We start from the raw sequence: 20,369 nt of genomic DNA, 5'->3' as shown, positions 1-20,369 counted from the left end.
GCTCTTGGCGGTCTTGCGGGCGTCGGGGCCGGTTGGTTGGCTGATCGTTTCGATGACCAGGAGGGGAGAGTCATGGCAGCGAACGAGGCAGTCAGCGAGTCGGAACACCTGAAGTCGCTGATCATCAGCACCGCGCAGGAACTGTGGGACGACAAGGAGGCGCTGGGCAAGTTCCTGAACGTCGTCCGGCGCAGCGAGGGGTTCGTCAAGCTGGCCGACGCGTTGGAGCAGTCCGAGGTCCGCCCCGCCAAGCCGTCGTTCTTCGGCGTGAACAGCACGGAGTTCCAGAACTAGCTGTCCGGTACGACGTTCCTCAACTCACGGGATCTTGCAGCCTGTCGGCGAGTAGGGTGCGCTTGTAGACGCGATGGGGCGCCCGGCCACCACTCTTGGTCGGGCGCCCCATCGTGTTTGGACTTCAGCTGTTGCTGGTCTTCATCCTCTCGCAGACGACATCGAAGACCCGTGAGTCCTTGTCGTCGACGAAGGCGGCCAGGATGTGGGTCAGGACCTCGTTCCGAGGGATGCGTGGACGGTCAAGCCTGTCTGCGAGAGCCAGGGAGCGCCGGTCGACGTCCCGCTTGAGTTCGACGTCCAGCCCCGTCGACGGCTTGGGGGCCGGCGGCGTAGCTCCCTCTATGACTCCGGCGAGGGACTGGGCGATGACGTTGACGTCGTCCTCATCGCTGAGTGCGAGGTCTCCGGGGAACAGCTTCACAGTCTCACGTAGCCGCTTGGCCGTGATCTTGTTCGCGCCGACGGCCTGGGCGACCATCTCGTACACGCCGACGGCGGCCTTGAGGCCGTGCTGCTTGAAGAACGGTACGAGCTCGCGTACTTGCCCCTCGGGGGCTTTGTGGCCGCGGACGGCGAGCACTTCACCGAGCTCCCAGCCGTCACGGAGCTGGCTGCACCGGGAGCGGCTGATCCCGTGCTCGGTCTCCGACCATTCTTCGATGGTCTTGTAGCAGCGCTCGGGCTCCAGCTTGTGCGGGATCTTCCGGAACAGGCGGCCGGTGGCGACTGTGTCGAGGGACTTGCCCGCGACCCACGTCGCCGTGGAGAGCAGCTCGATGCCGGCCACGCAGGCGGCGAGGCGTTCCTGCTCGTCCGTGGTGAGGTCACCGGCGCCTGCCGGGTCGACGGGATCGGGGATCTTGTCGAGTCCGGGCCGGGCGGCGGTGACGGCCGCGGTGATCCGTTCGGCGAGGGCTTGCTCGGTCAGTGCCTGGCGCTCTTCTTCGACGCGCTCAGCGGTCTTGGTCAGGCTGGTGGCGGCGTCCGTGGACGCATCGTCGTCGTCCCAGCCGTCCAGCTCGAAGTCTTTGTCGCTCACGCGGCGGTCACCAGCTTGGCGTTGGAGACGATCGTGCGGAAGAAGCCGGCGGTGTCTGTCTTGGGCCGGTAGAACACGACAGGCAGTCCCTTGTTGCGGGATTCCTTGAGGTCGGCGGACCGGACGGGGATCTCTCCCAGGAGCGGGATGCGCGGGTGGTTGCGGAGCTGCTTGTAGACGGCGGCGTCGAAGTCGCCCATGGGCTTCATGACGCGGCCGATGACCATGCCGAGGATGTCCAGGTCGTCAGACGGGCGCCCCATAGCGGTCATGATCTTCTTGTGCTGGGCTACCTGCATCTTGACGGCCTTCATCGCCCACTCGTCGACGTCGACCATGATGATCGCGGCCGTCGCGGCGGCGGTCTGCGAGTCGGTGTCCGTGTCCAGAGCGGGACGCATGTCGAGCAGGATGTCGTCGTACTCGCCCTGGAAGTGCTCCAGCATCCGGGCGTAGAACTGGTTGGCCGACCCCGTCTCCCGCAGCCGGGAAGGCAGGAAGGCCATGTCCATGCTGGCGGGCAGGACGTCGATGTTCTCCACCTTGGTCTTGGCGACCAGCTTGTGAGGGTCGGACATGTCGATGACGACGGTGGCCTGCGTGGGCCCCTTGTCGTCGTCCAGCATGGGGACCTTGAAGGAGCTCGTGGCGTTGCCCTGAGGGTCGCAGTCGCAGAGCAGGACGCGTCGTCCGTGTTCTGCGAGCGCTCCGGCGAGGTTGATGGTGGTGGTCGTCTTGCCGACGCCACCCTTCTGGTTGCACATGGCGATGATGCGGGTCTGCTCGGGCCTGCCGACGCGAGGCGCGGGAAGCCCGTGGGCACCGGCGAGCGGGCCCGACGTGGTTTCGGTCATGGCAGGGACGATATCCAGGGCGCCGCCCTTCTCTGCCCAGCGCGCCCACATCCACCCACTCCCCGACCAAGATCATTCTTCCACAATTGTAGAAGAATGATCTTGGTCGTGAGTGAGGGGAAGCGGGCGCCAATGCCCCGCGCGAGGCACTGGCCGGGACTGCGGCGGCCCCCGTAAACGCAAAAAGGCCCTGCCCCCAGGCGAGTTGATCGCCGGGGCCAGGGCCTCGTGTGCGGTGGGGCGGTTCAGCCGACCGAGGTCCGATCGGCAGCAGCGGCCGCCTTTCAGCGCGCCCAGGTGGCGGGTGCTCCCCGGTCGGGATCGGGGAGTCCGGCAGCGGTCGCCGGTGCTGCGGGGTGCCGCATGGCGGTGATCGGGATGGCGCCGGGCTCGGTGGGCGGCGCCCAGACGATGCGCCAGGTGTTTTCCCACTCGCAGCCGCAGGGATAGTCCGGGTGCGGATGCTTCAGGAACACCCCGAAAGCGTGAACGGCTCGCGGAATGCGGGGGATGAGCACCGAGGGGTCATCGCCGGGGTACAGGTGCAAGTTCCGCAAGCCGTGGACTCGGTCCATGTACGCGGTGGCGGACCCAATGATGTCTGCCCACCGGTGGTGACCGAGGACGACGAACCTGTCCGGGTAAAGGCCGTCGTCGTTCGGAGTTCCGATGCCAGCGACGTACAGCTCGCCGTAGGCGATGAACCCGGCGTCGGCCGCATCCTCACTGCCGGGGGTCCAGATGCCTTCGGCGGGGACAGTCGTGCCGTCGTCGTCCTCGCTGGTCTCGATCGTGTAGAGGGTCGTGGCGGCGGTCATTCCGCGCTCGCCCCCTCGATGGCGGTCTCCAGGAGTGCGACGACGTCGGTGTCGTACGGGTCGGTGTAGAGCTTGTGGTCGCTGACGTCGAACGGCACGTCCTTCGCGATGAGGGTGTACCCGGGGAGGACGGTGGCCGCCCGGCCGTCCAGCTCGCTGTTGAGGCGGCTGGCGTCGCGACTGGCGAGCCAGGTCTGGGTGTACGGACCGATGCGGAGCAGCGTGTAGCCGGTGCAGTCCGGCTTCCGGGCTTGGACGTGGAGGCCGTACGTGGCGGGTGCCATGCCGACGTCGGCGGGGAGATCGAGCCCGGCCGCGGCGTGGGTGAGCATCGCGTAGACGGGCTGCCAGACGCCGATGATCGTGTTGGTCGGGCATCGGAGCCAGCCCTTGTCGGTGTAGCCGAGCTGGTGGCCGCGGAGGTAGGCCGACGCGTGCGGGGTGTCGGGGTGGACCAGGGCGACGGCGATGAGGTCGCGGCCGTGGTCGTCGCCGGGCCGGGTGTGGGCGCGCTCGAGGAGCCCGCCGACCCGCACCGCGACGTCCTGGCAGTGGCCGGGCGTCCAGGGCTCCGGGTTACGCAGGGCGGTGAGCATGGCGCGGAACTGGTCGACGGTGGCCTGGTCCTCGGGGGCGAGGGCTCCGGGGGCGTTGCCGCAGCGGCGGAAGAGGGAGGGGCGCTTCATCGGGCGGGCTCCTGTTCGCGGGTGGGGTTGATCCAGGGGAGGGCGAGGCCGTCGTCGGCGGCGCGGGGAACGAGGTGGCCGTGCAGGTGGAGCACGGTCTGTGTCGCGTCCGGGCCGCAGGAGGTGAGGTAGTTCCACTGGCCGCCCAGCTCCTGGGCGAGTTCGGCGGCGCGCAGCTGGACGGTGGCGGAGACGACCGGGTCGGTCGTGAAGTCCGCGACGTGGCCGTGCGGCAGGACCAGGAGGTGGCCGTCGGTGCAGCCGCCGCTGCGGGGCCTGATCGCGAGGGCGTCGGCCCACTCCCGGACGATCGTCGCCGGGGCGCCGTCGTGGATGATCCGGCAGAACGGGCAGTCGGGGCGCGGGTGTTTGCGGGGTACCGGCGGGCGGTTGATGTGGTGGTGGGTGACCGCGACGGTGGCGCCGGCCTCCTGCATGCGCCGTCCGATCGCGTCGGCGATGGCGGGTGCCCGGTGGCGGCCGTACCAGCAGTTCACCAGGAGCTGGACCGGGTGGTAGGCGTCGGTGGCGGCGCGCAGGGCGGTGAGTTCGTGCACGGCGTCGTCGATGATGCGGGCCGCGCCCAGCGTCGCGAGGACGTAGTCGCGTACGTCGGCGTCCTGTCCGGTCTGGCGGGCGACGGTGTCGGCGAGGGCCGGGTCGTCCGGCGGGTTCAGTAACTGGTTGGTGAGGTTGATGGCGAGGACGGCGGCTCGGTAGCGGGGCGGTGGCGGGTCCTGCCAGCGGGCGCCGAAGGAGTCGATGAACACGTCGTACACGGGGGTCTCCAGGCTCGTACGAAGGAGGGGCTCCGGGCCGCCGCTCCGGGGTGAGGCGGGGTCAGCGGGCGGCGAGGGCGGCGCGCTGGTCCTGGCGGTGTTCGGTGACCTCGGGGTCCGGCGCGGGTGTCGGGGAGTCGTCGACGGGCCACTGGTGCCGGCAGTCGGGTGAGGGACAGAGGTGTACGCGCTGGCCGGTCACGTGGTCGTAGTCGAGTCCGCGGCTGGGGCGCCCGCAGGACGGGCAGTGGACGGGGTCGCTGAGGTCCTGGGTGTCGCCCTCCTGGGCGTACATCCAGGTGACGGGGAGGGCGCCGGGGGTGTCCTGTGATGCGCTGCGGATCCGCCAGTCGGTGCGGGTGGGGTAGGCGACGAACCGGCACCAGCCGCGGGTGATGCTGTCGGCGAGGTCGCGCCCGTCGAACGGGCGCAGGCGCTGCCCGCAGATGTGGCGGTAGTAGGCGCTCGTGGCGGCCAGGACTTCCCGCGCGGGCGGGTGGCCGCTGAAGAGCAGGTCGCCGTCCTCCCCGAACTCGGTCACGAGCAGACCCCGCAGGGTGAAGCTGACGTCGTCGCCGGACGGGACGAACACCGCCTGGTCCATGTCGTAGTCGGCCTCGGAGATCGTCGCCGACCCCCAGATCCCGATGCCGTCCAGGACAGTGTCGAGCCGGTAGCGGGCGCCGTCGATGGCCGGCTCGGTGCCCAGAGCGCGCGCCCACGCCGTGATGCCGTCGGTGTCGTGTTCACCGACGCGCAGGATCAGGCTGTGCAGGGGACGGCCCGGCTCGGGGCACATGCTGCTGGAGATCGCGAAGCCGGTCAGCGGCAGGTCGGGGTGCTCCTGCAAGAGGCGCCGGCCGACGGCGAGCTGCCCGTTCTCGCGGGACCCGTACCGCTCCAGCTGCGCCAGCAGTTGCTGGGCTCGCTCGGGTGTCGGTGGGGTGGTGGGCATGTGTGGCTCCTTCGTGAAAAGGGGGAGCGCCGCGCCCGCAGGGTGGCGGGGGCGGCGCTCCGGGTTGTGTGGCTGGTGTCGGCGGGGCGAGTCGTTCAGCCGCTGATGCTGGTGAGGCGGATCGGCATGACCAGGCCTCGGAAGACGTCTGCCTGGTCGACGCCGTGCACGAGGGCGGGCTTGGTCGCGGTGGTGAAGTTGAACTGCGCGACGGGCCCGTCGATCTGCTGGAGCGTCTTGAGCAGCAGGCCGGGGTTGAAGGCGATGGTCAACGGGTCGCCTTCGATGTCGGCGTGGACCTGGTCGCGGCCGCGACCCTTGTCGTCGGTACCGGCGCGCACGGTGATCTGGCCGTCGGTGACTTCGAGGACCATCGGGTCGGCCTTGCCCAGCAGCGGCTGAATGTGCTTGATGGCGTCGGTCAGAGCCTCGGCGCCGGTGGTGGCGACGGACGTGAACTCGGTGGGGAACAAGTGGGTGTAGTCGGGGAGTGCGCCCTCGATGAGGCTGCCGGTGGCCCACCGGCCGGGGACGCTGATGGCGAACTGGGACTCGGTGATGGTGAGTTCTGCCTTGTCGGCGTCGGCGAGGATGCGGGCGGCGTCGCGCACGGCGTCGGCCGGTACGAGCGCGCTGCCCGCGACGCGGGGCCTGTTCTTCCCCTTGCCCTTGGGGGCCTGGTTGGGGGTCCAGGGCACATCGGCGACGTGGAAGCCGTAGCGGTCGGTCGCCGACAGCGTGAGCGTGGTGTCGGTGAGGTCGAACTGGACGCCGGTCAACGTCGGGATGGTGTCGTCGGTGGCGGCGGCCACTGCGACCCGGGCGCCGGCTGCGGCCAGTGCGGCGCCGTCGACCGTGCCGCTCGCGCCGGAGATCGTCGGCAGGGTCGGGTAGTCGTCCAGCGGCAGGGTCGGCAGGAGGATGTGCGCGGTGCCGCAGGACAGGGCGAGGTCGGTGCCGTCCAGGGCCAGCGTGGTCGGTTTGCCCTTGGGGAAGGCCTTGACGATGTCGGTGAAGACGCGGCCGGGCACCAGGAGCGTGCCGGGCTCGGACACCTCGCAGTCCTCGCGGGCGCGGGCGGAGCGGTAGTAGTCGAACCCGGCCAGGGTCAGGGTGTTGTCGCTGGCGGCTTCGAGGCGCAGGCCGGCCAGGACCGGGGCGGGCGGGTTGCCGGGGACGGCACGCAGCGCCCACTGGGCGGCGTCGGCGAGCTTGTCGGTGTCGATGGTGAGTTTCATCAGGGCCTTTTCGTCGTGGCTGCTGGAGCGTGAAAGGGCCCGGGCGGGCCGCCTCGAGGTGTAGGCGGCCCGCCCGGGCCCGGTCGATGCAGGTGTGGGGCCGCGCGGTGGCGGCCTACTGGTCGCCGTCGTCGATGCCGGTGACGGGGATGTCGCCGAACAGGTCATCCAGGGCGCGGGTGACCGCGAGGCGGTCCTCGGGCCGGGTCGCGTCCAGGACGTCCCGGGTGAGCTCGGTGAGGTCCAGTTCGTCGAAGTAGTCGGTGAGTTCGGCGATGGTCAGCGGATCCAGGCCGATACCGGCCTGCGGGGGCAGGCTGCTCAGCGTCGCGAGCATGGCGTCGACGGCGTCGGCGAGTGTGTGCGTGCTGGCCGTGGTGACGTCGATGCTGTGACAGTGGGCGACGTCCAGGCCGTGCAGGCCGACGGGCCCGATGTTGATGCGGATGTCCGGCTGCTCGCCCGCAGCGGGCTCGTAGGCAAGTCCCGCGAGGGCTTCGGCCAGAGCCTGGATCGCCCGGTCGCGGGCGCTGTGGTCGTCAGCCGGCCCCTCTGGCGTTTCCTGCAGCGGTGCCTCCCACATGACTTCGACGGTGTCGACGTCCAGCCGGAGACGGCCGTCGGCGGTGTCGGGGAGGGCGAGCTGGCCGGTGACGCGCAGCAGGTCGCTGGGCTGGCACTCGGTGAGCAGCGTGTGCGCGAGGTCCGGTCGGCTGGTGGTGCAGGGGATGACCGCCTCCTCCTCCGCCGCGCAGTCGGCGGGGGAGGAGATCAGCCGCCAGGAGGCGGTGCCGACGGCGTCGCCGGGCACGGCGTCGGTGTCGAGGTAGCCGGTGAGGGCGAACGGTATGCGCTCCATCATCGTGTCGCCCTCCTCCTGCGTCCGGTGGCCTGGCGGCGCAGTGCACGCGGCAGGGAGCTGACGGACCTGCGGTGCCGGGCTCGTGTGCGGGCCTGTTCGCGGGCGTCGGCGAGGCTGCATCCGTCGCACGGCTCGGTGCCGGCGGCCTCGTGGCAGCGGTGGCCTTCGACCGTGCCGTGCGGGGCGGTGATGCCGTGGGCGGCGGCGAGCCGGTACAGGGTGTCGTCGGCGATGTCGGTGCGCTGGGTGATGCTGCGTTCGCGGTAGCCCTCGCGCAGCAGGACCAGCGCCACGGCCTGGCTGGCCGTGAGCGGGGTGAGCGTGGCGGGCATGGCGTCGGTCGCCATGGGGCGGGTCCTTCCAGAGTCCAGATGGTCGGAGGGCGTGGGCCGTCGCGGCGACGGGACACGCGGGGAGGTCTGCGGGGCGGCGCATGCCTTCGAGGGGGAGCTGGTGCGGGAGCTGGAGGCGGCGTGAAGCAGCGCGGCTTTGATCTCCGGGGCGCTCAGGTTCTGCAGCGCGCGTTCCTTGAGCATCTTGGCCGCTTGCACGCTGCGGTCCATGTGCTCGCCGATCTCGCTGAACGGCAGGTCGTGCCAGTAGCGCAGCCACAGGCACTCCCACTGGTCGGGGGTCAGCCCGGCCAGGGCCTTGCGGAGTTCGGTGAGGACGTCGGTCCGGGCCAGGTACTCGCTGACCTGTTCGCCGATGTCGCCGACGGCCAGGTCCTGGTCGTACATGTCGCCCGTGGGGACTTCCCGTCGGTGCCGGGCGCTCTTGTAGTGATCGAGCAGCCGGTTGCGGGCGATCGTGGCCAGCCAGGCCCCGAAGTCGCTGCCGCGCCAGGTGAACGCGCCGATCCGGGCCAGGGCCCGGACGAACACGTCACTGGTGAGGTCCTCACTCAGCTGCTGGTCGTGGGTGCGACGCAGCAGGTAGGTGTAGATCTGCGGCCGGTAGCGGACGTACAGGACACCGAACGCCTCGCGGTCGCCGCCGCGGGCCCGATCGACGATGGCGGTCACCGGCTCCTCCGCCTCGGAGGTCTTCCGTGTCGTCGTGTCTGTGGCAGTCATGCGCCGGCCCCCGCGTTCGTGTCGGCGAGCCGACCGCTCAGGTGCGGGTTCGCATCGGTGATCCGCCGCAGCAGATTCGGCGTTGGCTTCCACAGACGCTGGGAGCCGCGGGCCGGAACGGGTGTGGTCAGCCGCTGCACCCGGGCCAGCTCCCAGTGGAAGCAGCCCTGTTGGGACCAGCGCGTGCACTCGCCGTCGTCGGCGTGGATGCCCGCGAGGTCGGCGACGGCGACCACCGCACCGCGCACCAGCTCGTAGGCGCCGTCCAGCGTCTCCCGGACGGCGTCCAAGGCCAGGGCCCGAAGGTCGACCTCGGATCCGGCGTGGATGAGCAGGGTGCCGCGCCACCGGGTGCTCCACACCCTGTTCTCGATGCGCTTGGCGACCTGGTCGTCCTCGAGGGCGATCAGGTCCGACCAGGGCGGCCGGACCGTCAGGCACCGGATCGGGGTGAGGTCGTGATCCGGCGCGGTCTGGGGACGGCTGGAGACCGTGGCGAGCACCTCGAAGTTGGTGCGCTGCTGCTGGGGGGTCAGCGGCAGCGACCCGACCGGGGTGCGGGTGCGGAAGTACTCGCCGGTGGGGACGGCCTCGCGGGACAGCCGGGCCAGCAGGGCGGTGTCCACGACGGGGGAGAGGGTCATCGCGAGTCCTCCGCAGCGAGGGGGTGGGCGGTGGTGCCCGTACGCCCGAGGCGCCGACCGTTGACGGTCGGCTCGTCGGCGTGCTTCGGGGTGGCGATGCGGTACAGGCCGGTGCGCTCCCGCTTGTGCTCGTACATCGCGCCCTCGGCTCCGCGGAGCACGTAGGTGTAGTCACGGGAGTGGAGGTCGCTGGGGCTGGACGCGCCGATGGAAACCGCGACGTCGACCGCCTGGCCGTCGATGTCAACGGGCTGGTGGAGCAGGTAGTGCAGCTGCTCCAGGCGCTGAGCGCGGTCGGCCGCGGGGCAGGTGAGGACGGCGGCGAGCTCGTCACCGTGCAGGCGCGCGGCGATCCCGTCGTCGCCGACCCACTGCTCCAGTCGTTCAGCGACGGCAACGATCAGCGCGTTGCCGGTGTCGTGCCCAAGGCGATCGTTGACGGCCTTGAAGCCCACCATGTCCAGGAACACGAGCATCGCCTTGTCGCCGTGGCGGTTCAGGCGACGGGTCGCGTGCTGGACGTAGCCGGGACGGGCGTGCAGACCGGTGAGCGGGTCACGGCGGGCCGACGCCAGACGCCGGTGCAACGCGATGGCGTGCACGGTCCATCCGGTCAACGGAACCGCGGCGGTGGTCAGTAAGAGTGCGCGCTGCCCAAACAAGGCCTGCACGCGCAGGGCTGAGCCCATAATGAGGATCTCCCTCTCGTCTCGTACGGGTTGGGTTGGGCCCGGGGCAGCCGTCGAAGCCGCCAAGCAGAGCGGCTGTCCCGGGGCGGAGCTACAGGTCGAAGTCGCTGACGCGGAGCCAGCTGTACGGGTCGTTCCAGCGGCCAGCCGTGGCGGAGAGCCAGTCGGGCTCCCAGCCGGGCCGGTAGCCGCGTGCTCCCCAGCCGTCCGGCCGCTTGCCGGGAATCTCGAGTCCGGCCTCCTGCGCGGCGCGTGCCGCGTCGTAGACCTCGTGCGCGATCCGGACGGCTGAAGAGCGGCTGTCGGCGGGTCCGGTGAAGACGTGCACACCGCGCCGGTCGGGCTGGTCGGTGCTCTTGATCGGGACGTCGACCTCGAAGAAGGGCAGGGGCATGACGTCCAACTCCTCTCGTGGTTGAGGGGCCACTGCGACCGCCCCGGCCCCAGCGGTTGCGGGGTCCGGGGCGGCACAGAGTGCGCTCAGCACACGGGGATTCAGCGGGTTGTTTCGATGGCGTACCGCAGATGCGTGCGCGCCCTCGCCAGCCGATCGCGCTTGTCGCTGCCGGTGAGGGTCAGCGCCTCGGTGAGATGGCCGACCGCGTAGTCCAGTTCCTCGCTGGCGCGCTGCAGGTGGTCGCGGTTCGCTGCGCCGAAGACGTGCATGGCGCGCTCCACCATGTCGATGAAGCCGGTCGCGGTGATGCAGCGTGGCGGTTCCTCACCGAGGATCGCGGCGAGGTCCGCGGTGAAGCACATGGTCAGCGCGGAGAACATGTCGACCTTGACGGTGATGTGCTGGGCGGGAGCGGTCACGAGGACCTCCTCAGAAGTCGAACCGGATGGTGATGGGCCGCCGGAAGGTCATCCCAGGCTCTCGGCTGCTTCGCGGAGTGCCTCCCGTGCGTGGTCGTCGGCCTCCTGGTCGACGTCGTCCCAGCCACCGTGGGCGGTGCAGACGACGTCCTCGTGGCTGTCCAGCTCGCCGGTGAGCGCACGGTGGAGGCAGTTGATGCTGAAGGCCGGCGCCCACGCGTAGCCGCCGCACTCGGGGTCGAACGGGCAGGGCACCATGACGTCGAACCCGATGTCGCCTTCACCGTCGACGTCCGTGCGCAGGGCGAGGGTGAGGTACTGCTGACCGAGGCGGATCTCCGCGACCCGGTCGCCGGCCGCGACGTCGGAGCCGTCCTTCCACCGCCACATGGGCAGGATCTCCGGGCCGAAGATGCGGCGGGGCAGGAGCAGATCGCCCAGGCCGTCGCCGCCGTCCAGTCCGAGGTCGGCGCTGCGGGCCTCGCTCAGGCGGCGCAGGTGCGGCTCCAGCCGGTACAGGGATTCGGCGAACACGATGGTGTTGAACCCCTCGGTGGCCAGGCCCTGGTGGGAGTAGGTCATGGCCTTGTGCTGGGTGCGGACGGTGTCCTCGGGCACGCGCCGGTTGTCCGGGCGGCCGTCCTGCCGGGCGAGGCAGAGCGAGAGCGGCGTCGCGACGATGACCGCGATGGTCGGCATCCCGTGCCGCTTCGCGGCCATGACCAGTTCGACCCGTACCGGCTGTTCGAGATTGGTCGCGTCGATCACCGTGTTCAGCTTCCGGGCCATCCTGCGTTCCAGGATGAGCTTGAGGACGTCGGCGGCGTCGTGCGTGGCGTCCTGGCAGCCCGGGTCGTCGCTGATCACGCCGCGCAGGCCATCGAGCGAGAGGACCTGGGAGACGGGCCAGGTGCCAGCCAGCGTCGTCTTCCCCGCTCCGGACGCGCCGATCAGCACGATCAGGGCGTTGTCCGGCAGCTCCGGGTACTGCGGCATCGGCGCGGTCATTCGAAGTCTCCTTGCGGGTGGAGGGAGTTGGCAGCCCAGATGAGTCGCTGCCCGGCGTCGTCGGTGACGAGGGCGGCGGCCTCGTGCAGCGGGCACGAGGCGTCGCCGTCGCGGTCGGGCTCGATCTGCTCGGCTCGCTTCGCGGCGGCGGTGAGCAGCTGCGCGACGGCGGCCATGAATCCGCCGGGCGGGTCGGTGTCCTCGATGAGCTCGCGCAGGATCGCGGCGAGCTCCTCCTGGTCGACGTCGTCGGCGGTGAGGTCGTCCTGGATCTGTTGAAGGGCCAGGGAGGCAATTCCGACCGAGGCACGGACGCGTTCCAGACGTGTGCGGGTCACCAAGGCCGCCGTCACAGCGCGAGGCCGGCGGCGGCCAGCGCGAGCAGGACCAGGGCGGCGAGCGACAGGTCGACCGCGCGCCGCAGGTGGGTGAACTTCCGTACGGCGAGGGTGGACAGGACCCGGAGGCGGGCGGCCCGGGTGTCCCTGTCCATGCAGGCGCGGATCTCGTCTTCGTCCAGGCGTGCCCAGTAGGGGAAGGACGCTTTGTCGTCGCCGCGCAAACGGGGCCTCACGACCAGGAGCAGCAGCACGGCGGCCGCGCCCAGGGCGAGGACGGCGAGAGCGCCGAAGACCTTGGCCGCGGTCGGCAGGTCCTTGTCGGCGACGGATGCGAGGCCGGCGAGGACGGCACCGTTGAAGGCGAGCAGTAAGGACGACTTGCCGTCCGTGCGTCCGATCTCGTTGACGACGGCGGCACAGGCGGAGTCCAGGTTCTTGTCGGTCACGGAGGTGGGGACCGTGATGGTCGTCATGGGCGGGGTCCTCCTTGCGGAACGTGAAGGGGGCGGCCCGCGTGGTGAGCGGGCCGCCCAGGGTGGCTTCGGTGCGTCGGGGTGTCAGAACGGCGGTTCGTCCGGCCAGGGGTCCCGGACCGGCAGGAGCCGGAAGGTGCGCACGGGGCGGTCCCAGCACCAGCACAGCTCGCCGCCCGGGTACGGGCCCTCGGACCACCAGCCGCCCTCGCCCCGGCAGTCCGGGCAGCCCGGTCGGGGCCTGGGGTGGAGACGGATGACGTGCCGGGAGATGTTCAGTCTCCAGGCGCCGGCCTTGAGCGCGACGGCGCCCGCCGTGACCGTGAGCGGTACGACGGCCGCGAGTAGCAGAGCAGTTCGGGCGCGCACGGCTCAGGCGACCGAGTAGGGCTGGACATCGAAGCGGGTGCCGCCGCCGGGGCTCGCGGGTGTGGCGGTGAGGAGGTCCGGCTGGGACTGCGCGATGCGGAACAGGGCGTGCTTGATCCAGTCGGTGGTGCGCTGGAGGTCGACGCGCAGACCGTGGAAGTCGCCCAGGTGCACCGGGCCGGCCTTGACGGGATCTCGCGTGTTCTCCACCTGGGCGCGGATCAGGGCCTCTGCCGTGTCGGCATCGGGCCGCTCGGGCACGCCGCGGTTCAGCGCCCGGCAGTGGGTGGCGTGGGCGTTGGCGTCGCGGCCGGCGTCGTTCTCCGTGAACCATCCCGAGCCGGTGCCGGCCTCGCGGTAGCTGCAGCCGAGGCAGGCGACGGCGTAGCGGGAGCGGAGGGTATCGGCGGTGTAGACGAGGACGATCGCGCCCTCCGCCGGTCCGAGGGCGTTGCGATAGCGCTGGAGGACGATCGTGCCTTCGGGCGTCCACGTCTCCGGGGCGGGCGCGGTGGGTCGGCGGTTGAGCAGGCCAGAACTCATGAGGTGGCTTCTCTTTCGGGAGTCTCGGTAGGTCAGGCAGCCGTCAGGTGCCGGAGGATCGGGCGATGAGGCGGGCGCGGGTTACGCGGCGGCCGTGGCGTCGTCCGTCGCCAGTTCCATGCGGATCAGGCTGTCGGCGGTGCGCGGGATGCCCAGGCGGTCCTGCTCACGGATCGCGTCGTCCGGGTCGCTGAACGCGGCGTACGGCACTCCGCCGTTCATCAGGACGTACACGATGCCGAAGTCCCATGGGGTGCTCCAAGGTGCGGCGGCGTCCACTCGGAGAGTGGCGAAGGTCCAGGGATGATCGAGCACGCCAGGGTCACAGCGCTCGGTGTACGTGGTGACGGGCCCCCAGCCACCAGCAGGAGCACCCTGCCGTTCGGCCTCCGCCTTGGCTGCTGCCTCGGTGGCGTGGGCCGACTGCAGTCGGCGGTAGCGGTAGAGGAGGGTCACCTTTTGCGGCTCGGTCAGCTCGCGCATCGCTTCCAGCCCGGCGCGACCTTCGGCCGTGTCGGCGAGGCGGAACTGGTCGGCGTGGGCGAGCAGGACGCGGGCGGCGTGGTAGCCGGCGGCCGCGGGCGAGAGGCCGGTGGCCATCAGCGCGGCGATCTCGTCACTGGCCCTGCGAAGGCTGTCGAGCTTGGTGCGGAGCTTCTCGATCGTCCCGTCGCGCTCCTCCAGGAGCTGCTCCAGGTTGAAGTTCTTCTGCTCGAAGTCGTCTGCCCTGCCGCGTTCCTGGGCGAGTTCGCCTTCCAGGCCAGGGACACGCTTCGCGGTCTCCACCGCTTCCTCGTACGTGCGGCGGGTGGACTGGCGGATGATGCTGATCACGGGCTTTCCCCCTTGATGGTGTGGGGTGACCGGGGTGTTCCGGCTCCCCTTCACCGCCCGGACCACCGGGCGGCGGGACGGGCGGATCAGGCAGCCGTCAGCGCTCGGGGCGCTGCCGGGTCAGGCGGCGAGTCGGTGTGTGGCCGGGGCCGGGTATGTCATGACGGTGTCGGGACTGGGCTGGTAGCCCTTGTCACACGGTTCGCACTGGCCTTGGGTACGCAGCGGCAGGCACGCGTAGTACCGAATTCGGCAGGTGGGGCAGGTCTGCCTCGCGGCCATCGCCCGATCCAGCGCCATCTCCTGAGCCAGAGTGGGAATCCGCTTCGGTGCCGCCAGTTCGATGCGGTAGAACCAGGCCTTTCGCAGCCCGTTGCGCCACGTGAGTCCCGCCACGGGCTTCTGGCCGCCGGGGCTCAAGCCCAGCGCGCGTAGCTGGCGGCGGGTCACGAGTCCCGTCTCGGGTACGGGCCCGGTCCCGCGTAACGCTGCGAACACTGCGGCGGCACCTGGGGCTTGTCGAAAGCCGTACTCCGGGAAGCTGCCGTCGTCGTAGAGGTCGACGTCGACCAGGTCGTCTTCGTCTGGGCGGTCCATCACGGCCTCCAGGCGCCGGGGAGTTGACGGGGCTGCTGCGGGTAGCGGGGTCCGGGGCGAAAGGGGCGGGGTCGGCCGATCCGGCGGCGTGGTCTGGGGATGAGCACGGGCGGGTCCTCCAGGCGTCGGTGGGCAGAAGCAGTGCGTCCCGCCGACGGTGTTCGTCGGCGGGACGCAGGGCGGTGCTGGCGGCCGGTCGGCCTGTCCGGTGCTCGCCCACCGTGAGCGGCGGGCGAGCACCGGGCGGAGCGACCGGAGGTGTGTCAGCGTTCCCGGGCGGGCTCGCCCGGGGCCGGGCTGTTCCACGGGTTGTCGGGGTCGTGCTGGCGCAGGCCGGTGAGGAAGTCGAGCGCGACCCACAGCCGTTCGCCGGCCAAGCCGTACTCGGGGGCGATGATCGAGACGTACGTGCCGGTGCTGACCTCGCCGTAGAGGTCGCGGTCCAGTCCGGGCCACTGAATGGCCATGTCCGCGCGGCTGATTCGTCCGCCGAACGCGGTCATGGCCTCGCCGTCGCAGGTGGTGGCGACGACGGGCTGCTCCTGGACGCCACCGTTGGGGCGGTAGTCGTTGATCCGGACGGTCATCCCGGCGGCGTACGCGGCGTCGACCAGACGGTGGAACAGCGTCGGGTCGGTGACCACCAGCTCGACTGCGGCTCGCTGTTCCCACCACAGGCCGGCCGCACCGGTGCCGGCGAACCCGGGCTGGGACTGAGTGGTGACGTATCCGGCCCGACACAGGGCGGCGAGTGTGGGCACCAGGTGCGCGGTCTCATCGTCGGGCCCGTGGCGCGGCTGGTAGCCGGGACGGGAAGCGATCTTCCCCTCCAGCCAGAGGGCCATCAGCTCACCGAGGTCGCCGATGGTCCGGGCGGACCGCCAGCTGCGCCGGTCGGAGCGGCTCATCCACGGGAGTTTGATGTCCACGGAGGTCACCGCCCGGTCGTCGTGGCCGACGGGCCCGGGGAGGGGGTGGCGGGCTGACCGTCCGCGCTGGTGTGGGAGCCGAGCACGATCGCGAGGACGGCCGCGGCGGCCAGCGCGAGACGCTTCAGCAGCGACAGCTTCGGCTTGGCCGGGGCGGTGGTCTGCGCGGGGATGAACCAGCCGTACACCGGCTTCGGGGTCTGGGTGTTCTGCGGCATGACGAATCTCCTTGCGCGGCGGGGGACAGGGGCGGTGGTGCGTGAGGCCGGACGGCCTGTCCGGTCCTCGCCCACCGCGCCGGAGCGGGTGGGCGAGGACCAGGCGGAGCGTCCGGAGGTCACTCCCGGAAGGGGCAGCCGTTGTGCTGGTCGGCGGGCGCGGCCGGGGGCGGCACCGGGATGTGGATCTCGGGCCGGACGGTGACCTCCACCGGGCGGGCGGCGGGGCGGCGCAGGGTCAGGCCGCGCATCGCGAACGCGGAGAGGAACGTCCAGGCGAGGACGGCGAGGGCGACCGCGACGGTGCGGCTGGTGTCGGGGGTGGCCGTCCAGACCATCCACACGGTGGCCGCGCCGTGTGCCGTCCACATCGCGCGCACTCCGTTGTTCCGGGAGAGGTAGCCGAGGACCAGGCCGACGATGCCGGTGAGCAGCCACAGCGTGTAGACGGTGGAGCCTTCGACCGGGAGGCCGGCGGCGTGCTGCGCGATGTACGTGCGGACCGGCTGGTCGACGACGGCGGCCACGCCGCTGGATGTGTCGACGCCGACCTGCACCTTGGGCACGGCGGTGAGCAGCTGGTGCAGCGCCTCGAGGACGACGTCGCCGGCGGCCTTGGCCATCAGCACGGCGAAGGAGACTCCGGCCACCATCAGGACGGCGCGGAGCCACGGGGCCATGTGCCGGAAGCCGGTCTCGGGGACGCTGAGCACGTCTTCCCACATCTGGTGCAGGACGCCGTTGTCTTCCCAGGCCTCGTTCCACCAGGTGCGCAGCGCGGCGAACCGCGGCTCCTTGGGCGGCGCCTTCGGGAAGGGCACCGGGAGGTAGGTGAGCTCCTGGCGGTTGGGGCCGGGGGTGTGGTCGTGGGACTGCACGGGGCAACTCCAGGGTGTCGATGGGCTGTTCGGGGCGTGCGAGTGGGCCAGGCTGTGAGCGGCGGGCCCGGAGGCGACGGCTGCGGTCGGCGGGCAGATCCGGGATGCCGAGGTCGGTGACCTGGGCGGCGTCGGGATCGGCTGCGACTGGCCGTGAGGCCGGAGGGCCTGTCCCGCACCCGAAGCCCGGCCGATGCGGCGGGGTGTCGGCTGCGAGGCAGGGCGTCCGGAGTTCAGCGGACGTCGTTGCGGGTGCGGGAGAACATCCCGCGCTGGTTGCTGGTGTTGTTGATCTGCGTGTTCTGCACGACGGGGCCCTCGAACACGTTCTTGGTGACCGCGTTGCGGGCCTTGTTGATCGCGCCGCCGATCGCGGTGGCGACCATGGCGACGCCCGCGAAGGGGAGGGTCACCATGAGGACGCCGTAGAGCGTGACGGAGGCCAGGCCCTGGAGGACCAGCCAGGCGCCGCAGCCGATGCCGGTGACGCCGGCGCCGACGCCGATGCTCGCGACGGCGATCCCTGCTGCCCAGGCGGGCACGATCCGCTTGTCGTCCTGATGGACGGGCGGGGTGTCGCCGTACGGGGGCAGCGGGCTGTCGTCGCGGAACGACGTCGGCATGTGCCGCACGACGGGCACCTCGGGGCGGAAGTTCTCTTCGATGATCCGCTGGGCTTCGGCCTTGGCTTCGGCGTCGGTCAGCGGGCGGGTGAGGTGCTCGAAGTCCACGGTGTTCTCCATCCGGGCAGATGCGGGGGCGCCCTCCCTGCCGGGGTGGCGGGGAGGGCGCAGGGGCGGGGGAGTGGGGCGGTTCAGCCGATGCTGCTGAGCATTCCGGCGAGGCTGCTGATGCCGCTGGTGATGGCGGGGGCGATGCCGGTGGAGGCGAGAGTGAAGCCGAACAGGGCGGCGGCGAGGCCGGGCCAGATACGCAGGTAGCCGGTGCGGACCAGGATCAGCACGGCGATTCCGGCGAGGACGACCAGGGAGACGGTCAGCGCCACGGTGGAGAGCTCCTTCGGGAAGGTCGGCGTAGATGACGGCGATACGGGGGGCGCCCTCCCCGGCCGTGGTGGCGGGGAGGGCGCAGGGGGCTGGGACGCCCTGGTCGGTCTCGGGCGCCCCTTGATCACATGGGCAGGCTGATCAGGCCGGAAGCGTCCCTCGGGGCGAGCTTTTCCTCGCCGCGCAGGGTGCTGATCGTGGTGCGCACGGAACCGAGCTTGGCGTCCTTCCCGCCGTCCTCATCGAGGGCCGCCCGAAGGTCTGCCTCGGACAGGGGGCCGGACTCAAGTGCCGCGAGGATCCTCTCCTTCAGCGTCCTGGGCATCGGCGGCAGCGATTCGTTCTCGCCTTCGTCGCCCTCGCCGTACTCCCAGTCGTCGGCGTCGCCGGCCGCCTGGCCTCCCTTGCCCTCCTTGGGCGGCGGGAAGATCAGCTTCAGGGGCTCGCCCGGGGGCGGCGCGGAGCCGTAGAGCTGCCGGATCACCGGGTCGTACCCCTCGTGCGGCGAGAGCGAGCCGACCAGGAAGAAGCGCGCCATCGAGGTCGGCCGGGCCGACGTCAGGTGGTAGCACATGCCCTGGCTGTTCGGCTTCTCCTTGCTGCGGTCGACGGGCTGGCCCCATCGCTGGATACGACGGGCGGCACCGAGAATCTTCGGGATGGGCTGAAGGTTTTCGCCGGTCGGCAGCAGGCCGTCGCCAACGAGCGAGGCCATCATCTGCGAGCTCCACCGAAGGAGGATGACCTCGCCTTCCTTCAGCATGGCCCGCAGGGTGTCGCTGCCACCGAGCTCGTCAAGGTGCCCGGCCTGCGCCGCGAGGACGATGCCGATGCCGACGCTGCGCCCGGTCCGACCGATCTCCTTGATCAGCCGAGCCGCCTCAGCCCGGAACGGGCTGCCCTTCTCCAGCAGGCGGTTGGCTTCATCGATGACGACGTATTCGAGCGGGTCCGGGTTGTTGATCAGGAAGCCCGAGCGGCCCATGTCGGCGTACTCGTTGAACCGCGCTTCGGCCTTCACGACGGCGGCCCGCAGCAGGCCCATCGCCTTTTCCAGCGTCCGCACGTGCGTGGCGACGTTGTCCTTCGCCTCGGGTACGGACTGCCCGCCCTTCAGGTCGGCCAGGTGCACGACGATCCCGGCGCGCTTGCACGCGGCGAGGAACGCCTGAAGAGCACGGCTCTTACCGGCGCCAGTCGTGCCGAAGATGATGATGCGCTGCGCGTTGCCGGTCTCGGGGTCGTGCACCCGCATCCGCAGCGGCTCGCCGTCGTAGTACGAGCCGATACGGATACAGCCGTTCTCATCCAGCTGGAGGTCTTCGAGGGTGATCGCACGCATCTTCGCGAGCGGGTTCACCGGGAAGACACGGACGACCGCCTGGCGGCCCCGCCCCTGCTCGAAAATCACGCGCGAGGGGTCGTCGACCTCCAGGAGGTCGCACAGGGCGTCATGGTCGGCGCCCTTCACGCCGCCCGGCCTGGTGCGCAGCATGTACTCGCGCATCACCTCCTGCTTTGCCTCAACGTGCTTCTTCGCGAGGGCTGCCGGCGTCACGGGTTGACCTCCTTCGACATGTCGTACTCGTTGATCTCGGTGAGAGTCACGCCGGGCAGCGCGGACCGGCCGATCTCGGTCCACACGTCCACGTCGGGCGTCGGGCCGGCCTCGGGCTTGGGACCGATCAGCAGCATCGCAACTCCGGCACCGTGCCCGGGGATCGCCTCTACCTCCAGCAGTTCCTCGGGCACGTTCATCAGGGCCGACAGGCGCCTGATCTTGATGTCGGGTACGGGCTCGCCCTTCTCGATCGCGGCGAGCGCGACGGCGACGCGGCGCCGGTCCTCGATCGCCCGAACAGCGATCACGCGCGTGCCCTCAGCGACGCCGTCCTTCTTCGCCGCGTTCAGGGCCCACCACCGGCCCGCCGGATCGTCGGGAATCTCGATGGCGACCTCGAGTTCAGCGCCTGCGGCGTCCTGGTCGGCCTCGGTGCCGTCGGTCTCGATGACGGGCTCGGGCCACTTCGCGACCCGCTTGGCGAGCCGCCCGGGGCGCAGCCACCACACTCCGGCCGTCCACAGCACGGCGACGCCGCCCTGGACCAAGCGGCCCTCGGTCGCGTCCCACACCAGCTCGGTGACGAGGTTCGAGACCAGCACGGAGTGCGGCGCCAGGTAGACCGTGAACACGATCGGCTTCTTCATCGGGTGGGCGAGCTGAAGCCGGGGCGACAGGAACGCCCCGCCCAGCCCGGCCGCGATCGTGGTGAGGATCGCGGGCAGGGTGCCGGCGTCGGTGAACAGCCCCGCCGTCATGGCGCCGCCGCCCGCGATGGTCGCGAGCCGGCCGACGCCGCTGATTGCGGCCGAACCCGCGCGGCGGGTGGTCTGGATGTACGTGCGCAGCGGCATCGCC

Annotated in this window: 28 protein-coding genes; 1 reads left to right on the top strand and 27 read right to left on the bottom strand. The window is 70.9% G+C overall.

Annotation, left to right across the window (positions count from 1 at the left end):
* Nucleotides 1-72: 72 nt before the first annotated feature.
* Nucleotides 73-294 (top strand): hypothetical protein, encoded by a 222-nt coding sequence (locus OG985_RS50340; RefSeq protein WP_331720279.1) that lies wholly within the window; start codon nucleotides 73-75, stop codon nucleotides 292-294.
* 124 nt (nucleotides 295-418) lie between these two features.
* Here the strand turns inward: OG985_RS50340 and OG985_RS50335 are convergent, their stop codons facing one another.
* The 27 genes from OG985_RS50335 to OG985_RS50205 all read right to left on the bottom strand — a co-directional run bounded on the left by OG985_RS50335 (nucleotide 419) and on the right by OG985_RS50205 (nucleotide 20,365).
* A complete protein-coding gene (locus OG985_RS50335; protein ID WP_331720278.1) occupies nucleotides 419-1,336 on the bottom strand; it encodes a hypothetical protein in 918 nt (305 codons plus the stop codon).
* The gene (locus OG985_RS50330) at nucleotides 1,333-2,190 is read right to left on the bottom strand and encodes a ParA family protein (protein WP_371674812.1); all 858 of its coding nucleotides are present in this window, start codon (nucleotides 2,188-2,190) and stop codon (nucleotides 1,333-1,335) included. The genes OG985_RS50335 and OG985_RS50330 overlap by 4 nt, the downstream gene beginning before the upstream one ends.
* Nucleotides 2,191-2,474: 284 nt before the next feature.
* Nucleotides 2,475-3,008: a hypothetical protein gene (locus OG985_RS50325; RefSeq protein WP_331720276.1), complete on the bottom strand. Its 534-nt coding sequence runs from the start codon at nucleotides 3,006-3,008 to the stop codon at nucleotides 2,475-2,477.
* Entirely contained in the window at nucleotides 3,005-3,694 is a 690-nt protein-coding gene (locus OG985_RS50320) for a hypothetical protein (RefSeq protein ID WP_331720275.1), read from the bottom strand. Before OG985_RS50320 ends, OG985_RS50325 begins: the two co-directional genes overlap by 4 nt.
* Nucleotides 3,691-4,473 (bottom strand): HIT domain-containing protein, encoded by a 783-nt coding sequence (locus tag OG985_RS50315; RefSeq protein WP_331720274.1) that lies wholly within the window; start codon nucleotides 4,471-4,473, stop codon nucleotides 3,691-3,693. Before OG985_RS50315 ends, OG985_RS50320 begins: the two co-directional genes overlap by 4 nt.
* Before the next feature lie 61 nt (nucleotides 4,474-4,534).
* Nucleotides 4,535-5,428, bottom strand: a complete 894-nt coding sequence (locus tag OG985_RS50310) for a hypothetical protein (protein WP_331720273.1) — start codon at nucleotides 5,426-5,428, stop codon at nucleotides 4,535-4,537.
* Nucleotides 5,429-5,523: 95 nt separating this feature from the next.
* The gene (gene dnaN, locus OG985_RS50305; protein ID WP_331720272.1) at nucleotides 5,524-6,666 is read right to left on the bottom strand and encodes a DNA polymerase III subunit beta; all 1,143 of its coding nucleotides are present in this window, start codon (nucleotides 6,664-6,666) and stop codon (nucleotides 5,524-5,526) included.
* Between the two features lie 115 nt (nucleotides 6,667-6,781).
* Nucleotides 6,782-7,528 carry a hypothetical protein gene (locus tag OG985_RS50300; protein WP_331720271.1) on the bottom strand — a complete coding sequence of 249 codons (747 nt, stop codon included), beginning with the start codon at nucleotides 7,526-7,528 and terminating at the stop codon, nucleotides 6,782-6,784.
* A complete protein-coding gene (locus OG985_RS50295) occupies nucleotides 7,525-8,604 on the bottom strand; it encodes a sigma-70 family RNA polymerase sigma factor (RefSeq protein WP_331720270.1) in 1,080 nt (359 codons plus the stop codon). Before OG985_RS50295 ends, OG985_RS50300 begins: the two co-directional genes overlap by 4 nt.
* Nucleotides 8,601-9,248: a hypothetical protein gene (locus tag OG985_RS50290; RefSeq protein WP_331720269.1), complete on the bottom strand. Its 648-nt coding sequence runs from the start codon at nucleotides 9,246-9,248 to the stop codon at nucleotides 8,601-8,603. Before OG985_RS50290 ends, OG985_RS50295 begins: the two co-directional genes overlap by 4 nt.
* Entirely contained in the window at nucleotides 9,245-9,865 is a 621-nt protein-coding gene (locus tag OG985_RS50285) for a GGDEF domain-containing protein (protein ID WP_371674811.1), read from the bottom strand. The genes OG985_RS50290 and OG985_RS50285 overlap by 4 nt, the downstream gene beginning before the upstream one ends.
* 163 nt (nucleotides 9,866-10,028) lie before the next feature.
* Nucleotides 10,029-10,331 (bottom strand): hypothetical protein, encoded by a 303-nt coding sequence (locus OG985_RS50280; protein WP_331720267.1) that lies wholly within the window; start codon nucleotides 10,329-10,331, stop codon nucleotides 10,029-10,031.
* A 101-nt stretch (nucleotides 10,332-10,432) separates the two neighbouring features.
* The gene (locus OG985_RS50275; RefSeq protein WP_331720266.1) at nucleotides 10,433-10,753 is read right to left on the bottom strand and encodes a hypothetical protein; all 321 of its coding nucleotides are present in this window, start codon (nucleotides 10,751-10,753) and stop codon (nucleotides 10,433-10,435) included.
* Nucleotides 10,754-10,801: 48 nt separating this feature from the next.
* Nucleotides 10,802-11,761: an ATP-binding protein gene (locus tag OG985_RS50270; protein WP_331720265.1), complete on the bottom strand. Its 960-nt coding sequence runs from the start codon at nucleotides 11,759-11,761 to the stop codon at nucleotides 10,802-10,804.
* Nucleotides 11,758-12,099 carry a hypothetical protein gene (locus OG985_RS50265; protein WP_331720311.1) on the bottom strand — a complete coding sequence of 114 codons (342 nt, stop codon included), beginning with the start codon at nucleotides 12,097-12,099 and terminating at the stop codon, nucleotides 11,758-11,760. Before OG985_RS50265 ends, OG985_RS50270 begins: the two co-directional genes overlap by 4 nt.
* 11 nt (nucleotides 12,100-12,110) lie before the next feature.
* Nucleotides 12,111-12,575 (bottom strand): Pycsar system effector family protein, encoded by a 465-nt coding sequence (locus OG985_RS50260; RefSeq protein ID WP_331720264.1) that lies wholly within the window; start codon nucleotides 12,573-12,575, stop codon nucleotides 12,111-12,113.
* Between the two features lie 84 nt (nucleotides 12,576-12,659).
* On the bottom strand, nucleotides 12,660-12,944 hold the full coding sequence (locus OG985_RS50255) for a hypothetical protein (RefSeq protein ID WP_371674810.1): 285 nt from the start codon (nucleotides 12,942-12,944) through the stop codon (nucleotides 12,660-12,662).
* A gap of 3 nt (nucleotides 12,945-12,947) precedes the next feature.
* Nucleotides 12,948-13,487, bottom strand: coding sequence for a hypothetical protein (locus OG985_RS50250; protein ID WP_331720263.1), 540 nt, complete (start codon nucleotides 13,485-13,487; stop codon nucleotides 12,948-12,950).
* Between the two features lie 81 nt (nucleotides 13,488-13,568).
* Nucleotides 13,569-14,321: a hypothetical protein gene (locus OG985_RS50245; protein WP_331720262.1), complete on the bottom strand. Its 753-nt coding sequence runs from the start codon at nucleotides 14,319-14,321 to the stop codon at nucleotides 13,569-13,571.
* A gap of 120 nt (nucleotides 14,322-14,441) precedes the next feature.
* Nucleotides 14,442-14,918: an RRQRL motif-containing zinc-binding protein gene (locus tag OG985_RS50240; protein ID WP_331720261.1), complete on the bottom strand. Its 477-nt coding sequence runs from the start codon at nucleotides 14,916-14,918 to the stop codon at nucleotides 14,442-14,444.
* A 263-nt stretch (nucleotides 14,919-15,181) separates the two neighbouring features.
* Nucleotides 15,182-15,826 carry a hypothetical protein gene (locus OG985_RS50235; protein WP_331720260.1) on the bottom strand — a complete coding sequence of 215 codons (645 nt, stop codon included), beginning with the start codon at nucleotides 15,824-15,826 and terminating at the stop codon, nucleotides 15,182-15,184.
* 26 nt (nucleotides 15,827-15,852) lie between these two features.
* Nucleotides 15,853-16,065, bottom strand: coding sequence for a hypothetical protein (locus tag OG985_RS50230; RefSeq protein ID WP_331720259.1), 213 nt, complete (start codon nucleotides 16,063-16,065; stop codon nucleotides 15,853-15,855).
* Nucleotides 16,066-16,184: 119 nt separating this feature from the next.
* Complete coding sequence (locus OG985_RS50225; protein ID WP_331720258.1) at nucleotides 16,185-16,943, bottom strand: hypothetical protein; 759 nt, start codon at nucleotides 16,941-16,943, stop codon at nucleotides 16,185-16,187.
* Between the two features lie 233 nt (nucleotides 16,944-17,176).
* Nucleotides 17,177-17,674 carry a hypothetical protein gene (locus OG985_RS50220; RefSeq protein WP_371674809.1) on the bottom strand — a complete coding sequence of 166 codons (498 nt, stop codon included), beginning with the start codon at nucleotides 17,672-17,674 and terminating at the stop codon, nucleotides 17,177-17,179.
* Nucleotides 17,675-17,757: 83 nt separating this feature from the next.
* Nucleotides 17,758-17,949 carry a hypothetical protein gene (locus OG985_RS50215; RefSeq protein ID WP_331720256.1) on the bottom strand — a complete coding sequence of 64 codons (192 nt, stop codon included), beginning with the start codon at nucleotides 17,947-17,949 and terminating at the stop codon, nucleotides 17,758-17,760.
* Nucleotides 17,950-18,074: 125 nt separating this feature from the next.
* On the bottom strand, nucleotides 18,075-19,508 hold the full coding sequence (locus tag OG985_RS50210) for a DNA/RNA helicase domain-containing protein (protein ID WP_331720255.1): 1,434 nt from the start codon (nucleotides 19,506-19,508) through the stop codon (nucleotides 18,075-18,077).
* Nucleotides 19,505-20,365, bottom strand: coding sequence for a hypothetical protein (locus OG985_RS50205; RefSeq protein WP_331720254.1), 861 nt, complete (start codon nucleotides 20,363-20,365; stop codon nucleotides 19,505-19,507). The genes OG985_RS50210 and OG985_RS50205 overlap by 4 nt, the downstream gene beginning before the upstream one ends.
* Nucleotides 20,366-20,369 lie beyond the last annotated feature (4 nt).

Source organism: Streptomyces sp. NBC_00289, from assembly GCF_041435115.1.
Taxonomy (GTDB): Bacteria; Actinomycetota; Actinomycetes; order Streptomycetales; family Streptomycetaceae; genus Streptomyces.
Note: the sequence above shows the minus strand (reverse complement) of the source record. Positions and strands in the feature narration are given on the sequence as shown.

Excerpts from the sequence above, each read along its gene's own strand:
- OG985_RS50340 (WP_331720279.1), top strand. The coding sequence starts at position 73 with ATGGCAGCGAACGAGGCAGTCAGCGAGTCGGAACACCTGAAGTCGCTG.
- OG985_RS50330 (WP_371674812.1), bottom strand. The coding sequence starts at position 2,190 with ATGACCGAAACCACGTCGGGCCCGCTCGCCGGTGCCCACGGGCTTCCC.
- OG985_RS50325 (WP_331720276.1), bottom strand. The coding sequence starts at position 3,008 with ATGACCGCCGCCACGACCCTCTACACGATCGAGACCAGCGAGGACGAC.
- OG985_RS50320 (WP_331720275.1), bottom strand. The coding sequence starts at position 3,694 with ATGAAGCGCCCCTCCCTCTTCCGCCGCTGCGGCAACGCCCCCGGAGCC.
- OG985_RS50310 (WP_331720273.1), bottom strand. The coding sequence starts at position 5,428 with ATGCCCACCACCCCACCGACACCCGAGCGAGCCCAGCAACTGCTGGCG.
- dnaN (WP_331720272.1), bottom strand. The coding sequence starts at position 6,666 with ATGAAACTCACCATCGACACCGACAAGCTCGCCGACGCCGCCCAGTGG.
- OG985_RS50300 (WP_331720271.1), bottom strand. The coding sequence starts at position 7,528 with ATGATGGAGCGCATACCGTTCGCCCTCACCGGCTACCTCGACACCGAC.
- OG985_RS50295 (WP_331720270.1), bottom strand. The coding sequence starts at position 8,604 with ATGACTGCCACAGACACGACGACACGGAAGACCTCCGAGGCGGAGGAG.
- OG985_RS50290 (WP_331720269.1), bottom strand. The coding sequence starts at position 9,248 with ATGACCCTCTCCCCCGTCGTGGACACCGCCCTGCTGGCCCGGCTGTCC.
- OG985_RS50280 (WP_331720267.1), bottom strand. The coding sequence starts at position 10,331 with ATGCCCCTGCCCTTCTTCGAGGTCGACGTCCCGATCAAGAGCACCGAC.
- OG985_RS50270 (WP_331720265.1), bottom strand. The coding sequence starts at position 11,761 with ATGACCGCGCCGATGCCGCAGTACCCGGAGCTGCCGGACAACGCCCTG.
- OG985_RS50260 (WP_331720264.1), bottom strand. The coding sequence starts at position 12,575 with ATGACGACCATCACGGTCCCCACCTCCGTGACCGACAAGAACCTGGAC.
- OG985_RS50250 (WP_331720263.1), bottom strand. The coding sequence starts at position 13,487 with ATGAGTTCTGGCCTGCTCAACCGCCGACCCACCGCGCCCGCCCCGGAG.
- OG985_RS50240 (WP_331720261.1), bottom strand. The coding sequence starts at position 14,918 with ATGGACCGCCCAGACGAAGACGACCTGGTCGACGTCGACCTCTACGAC.
- OG985_RS50235 (WP_331720260.1), bottom strand. The coding sequence starts at position 15,826 with ATGAGCCGCTCCGACCGGCGCAGCTGGCGGTCCGCCCGGACCATCGGC.
- OG985_RS50230 (WP_331720259.1), bottom strand. The coding sequence starts at position 16,065 with ATGCCGCAGAACACCCAGACCCCGAAGCCGGTGTACGGCTGGTTCATC.
- OG985_RS50205 (WP_331720254.1), bottom strand. The coding sequence starts at position 20,365 with ATGCCGCTGCGCACGTACATCCAGACCACCCGCCGCGCGGGTTCGGCC.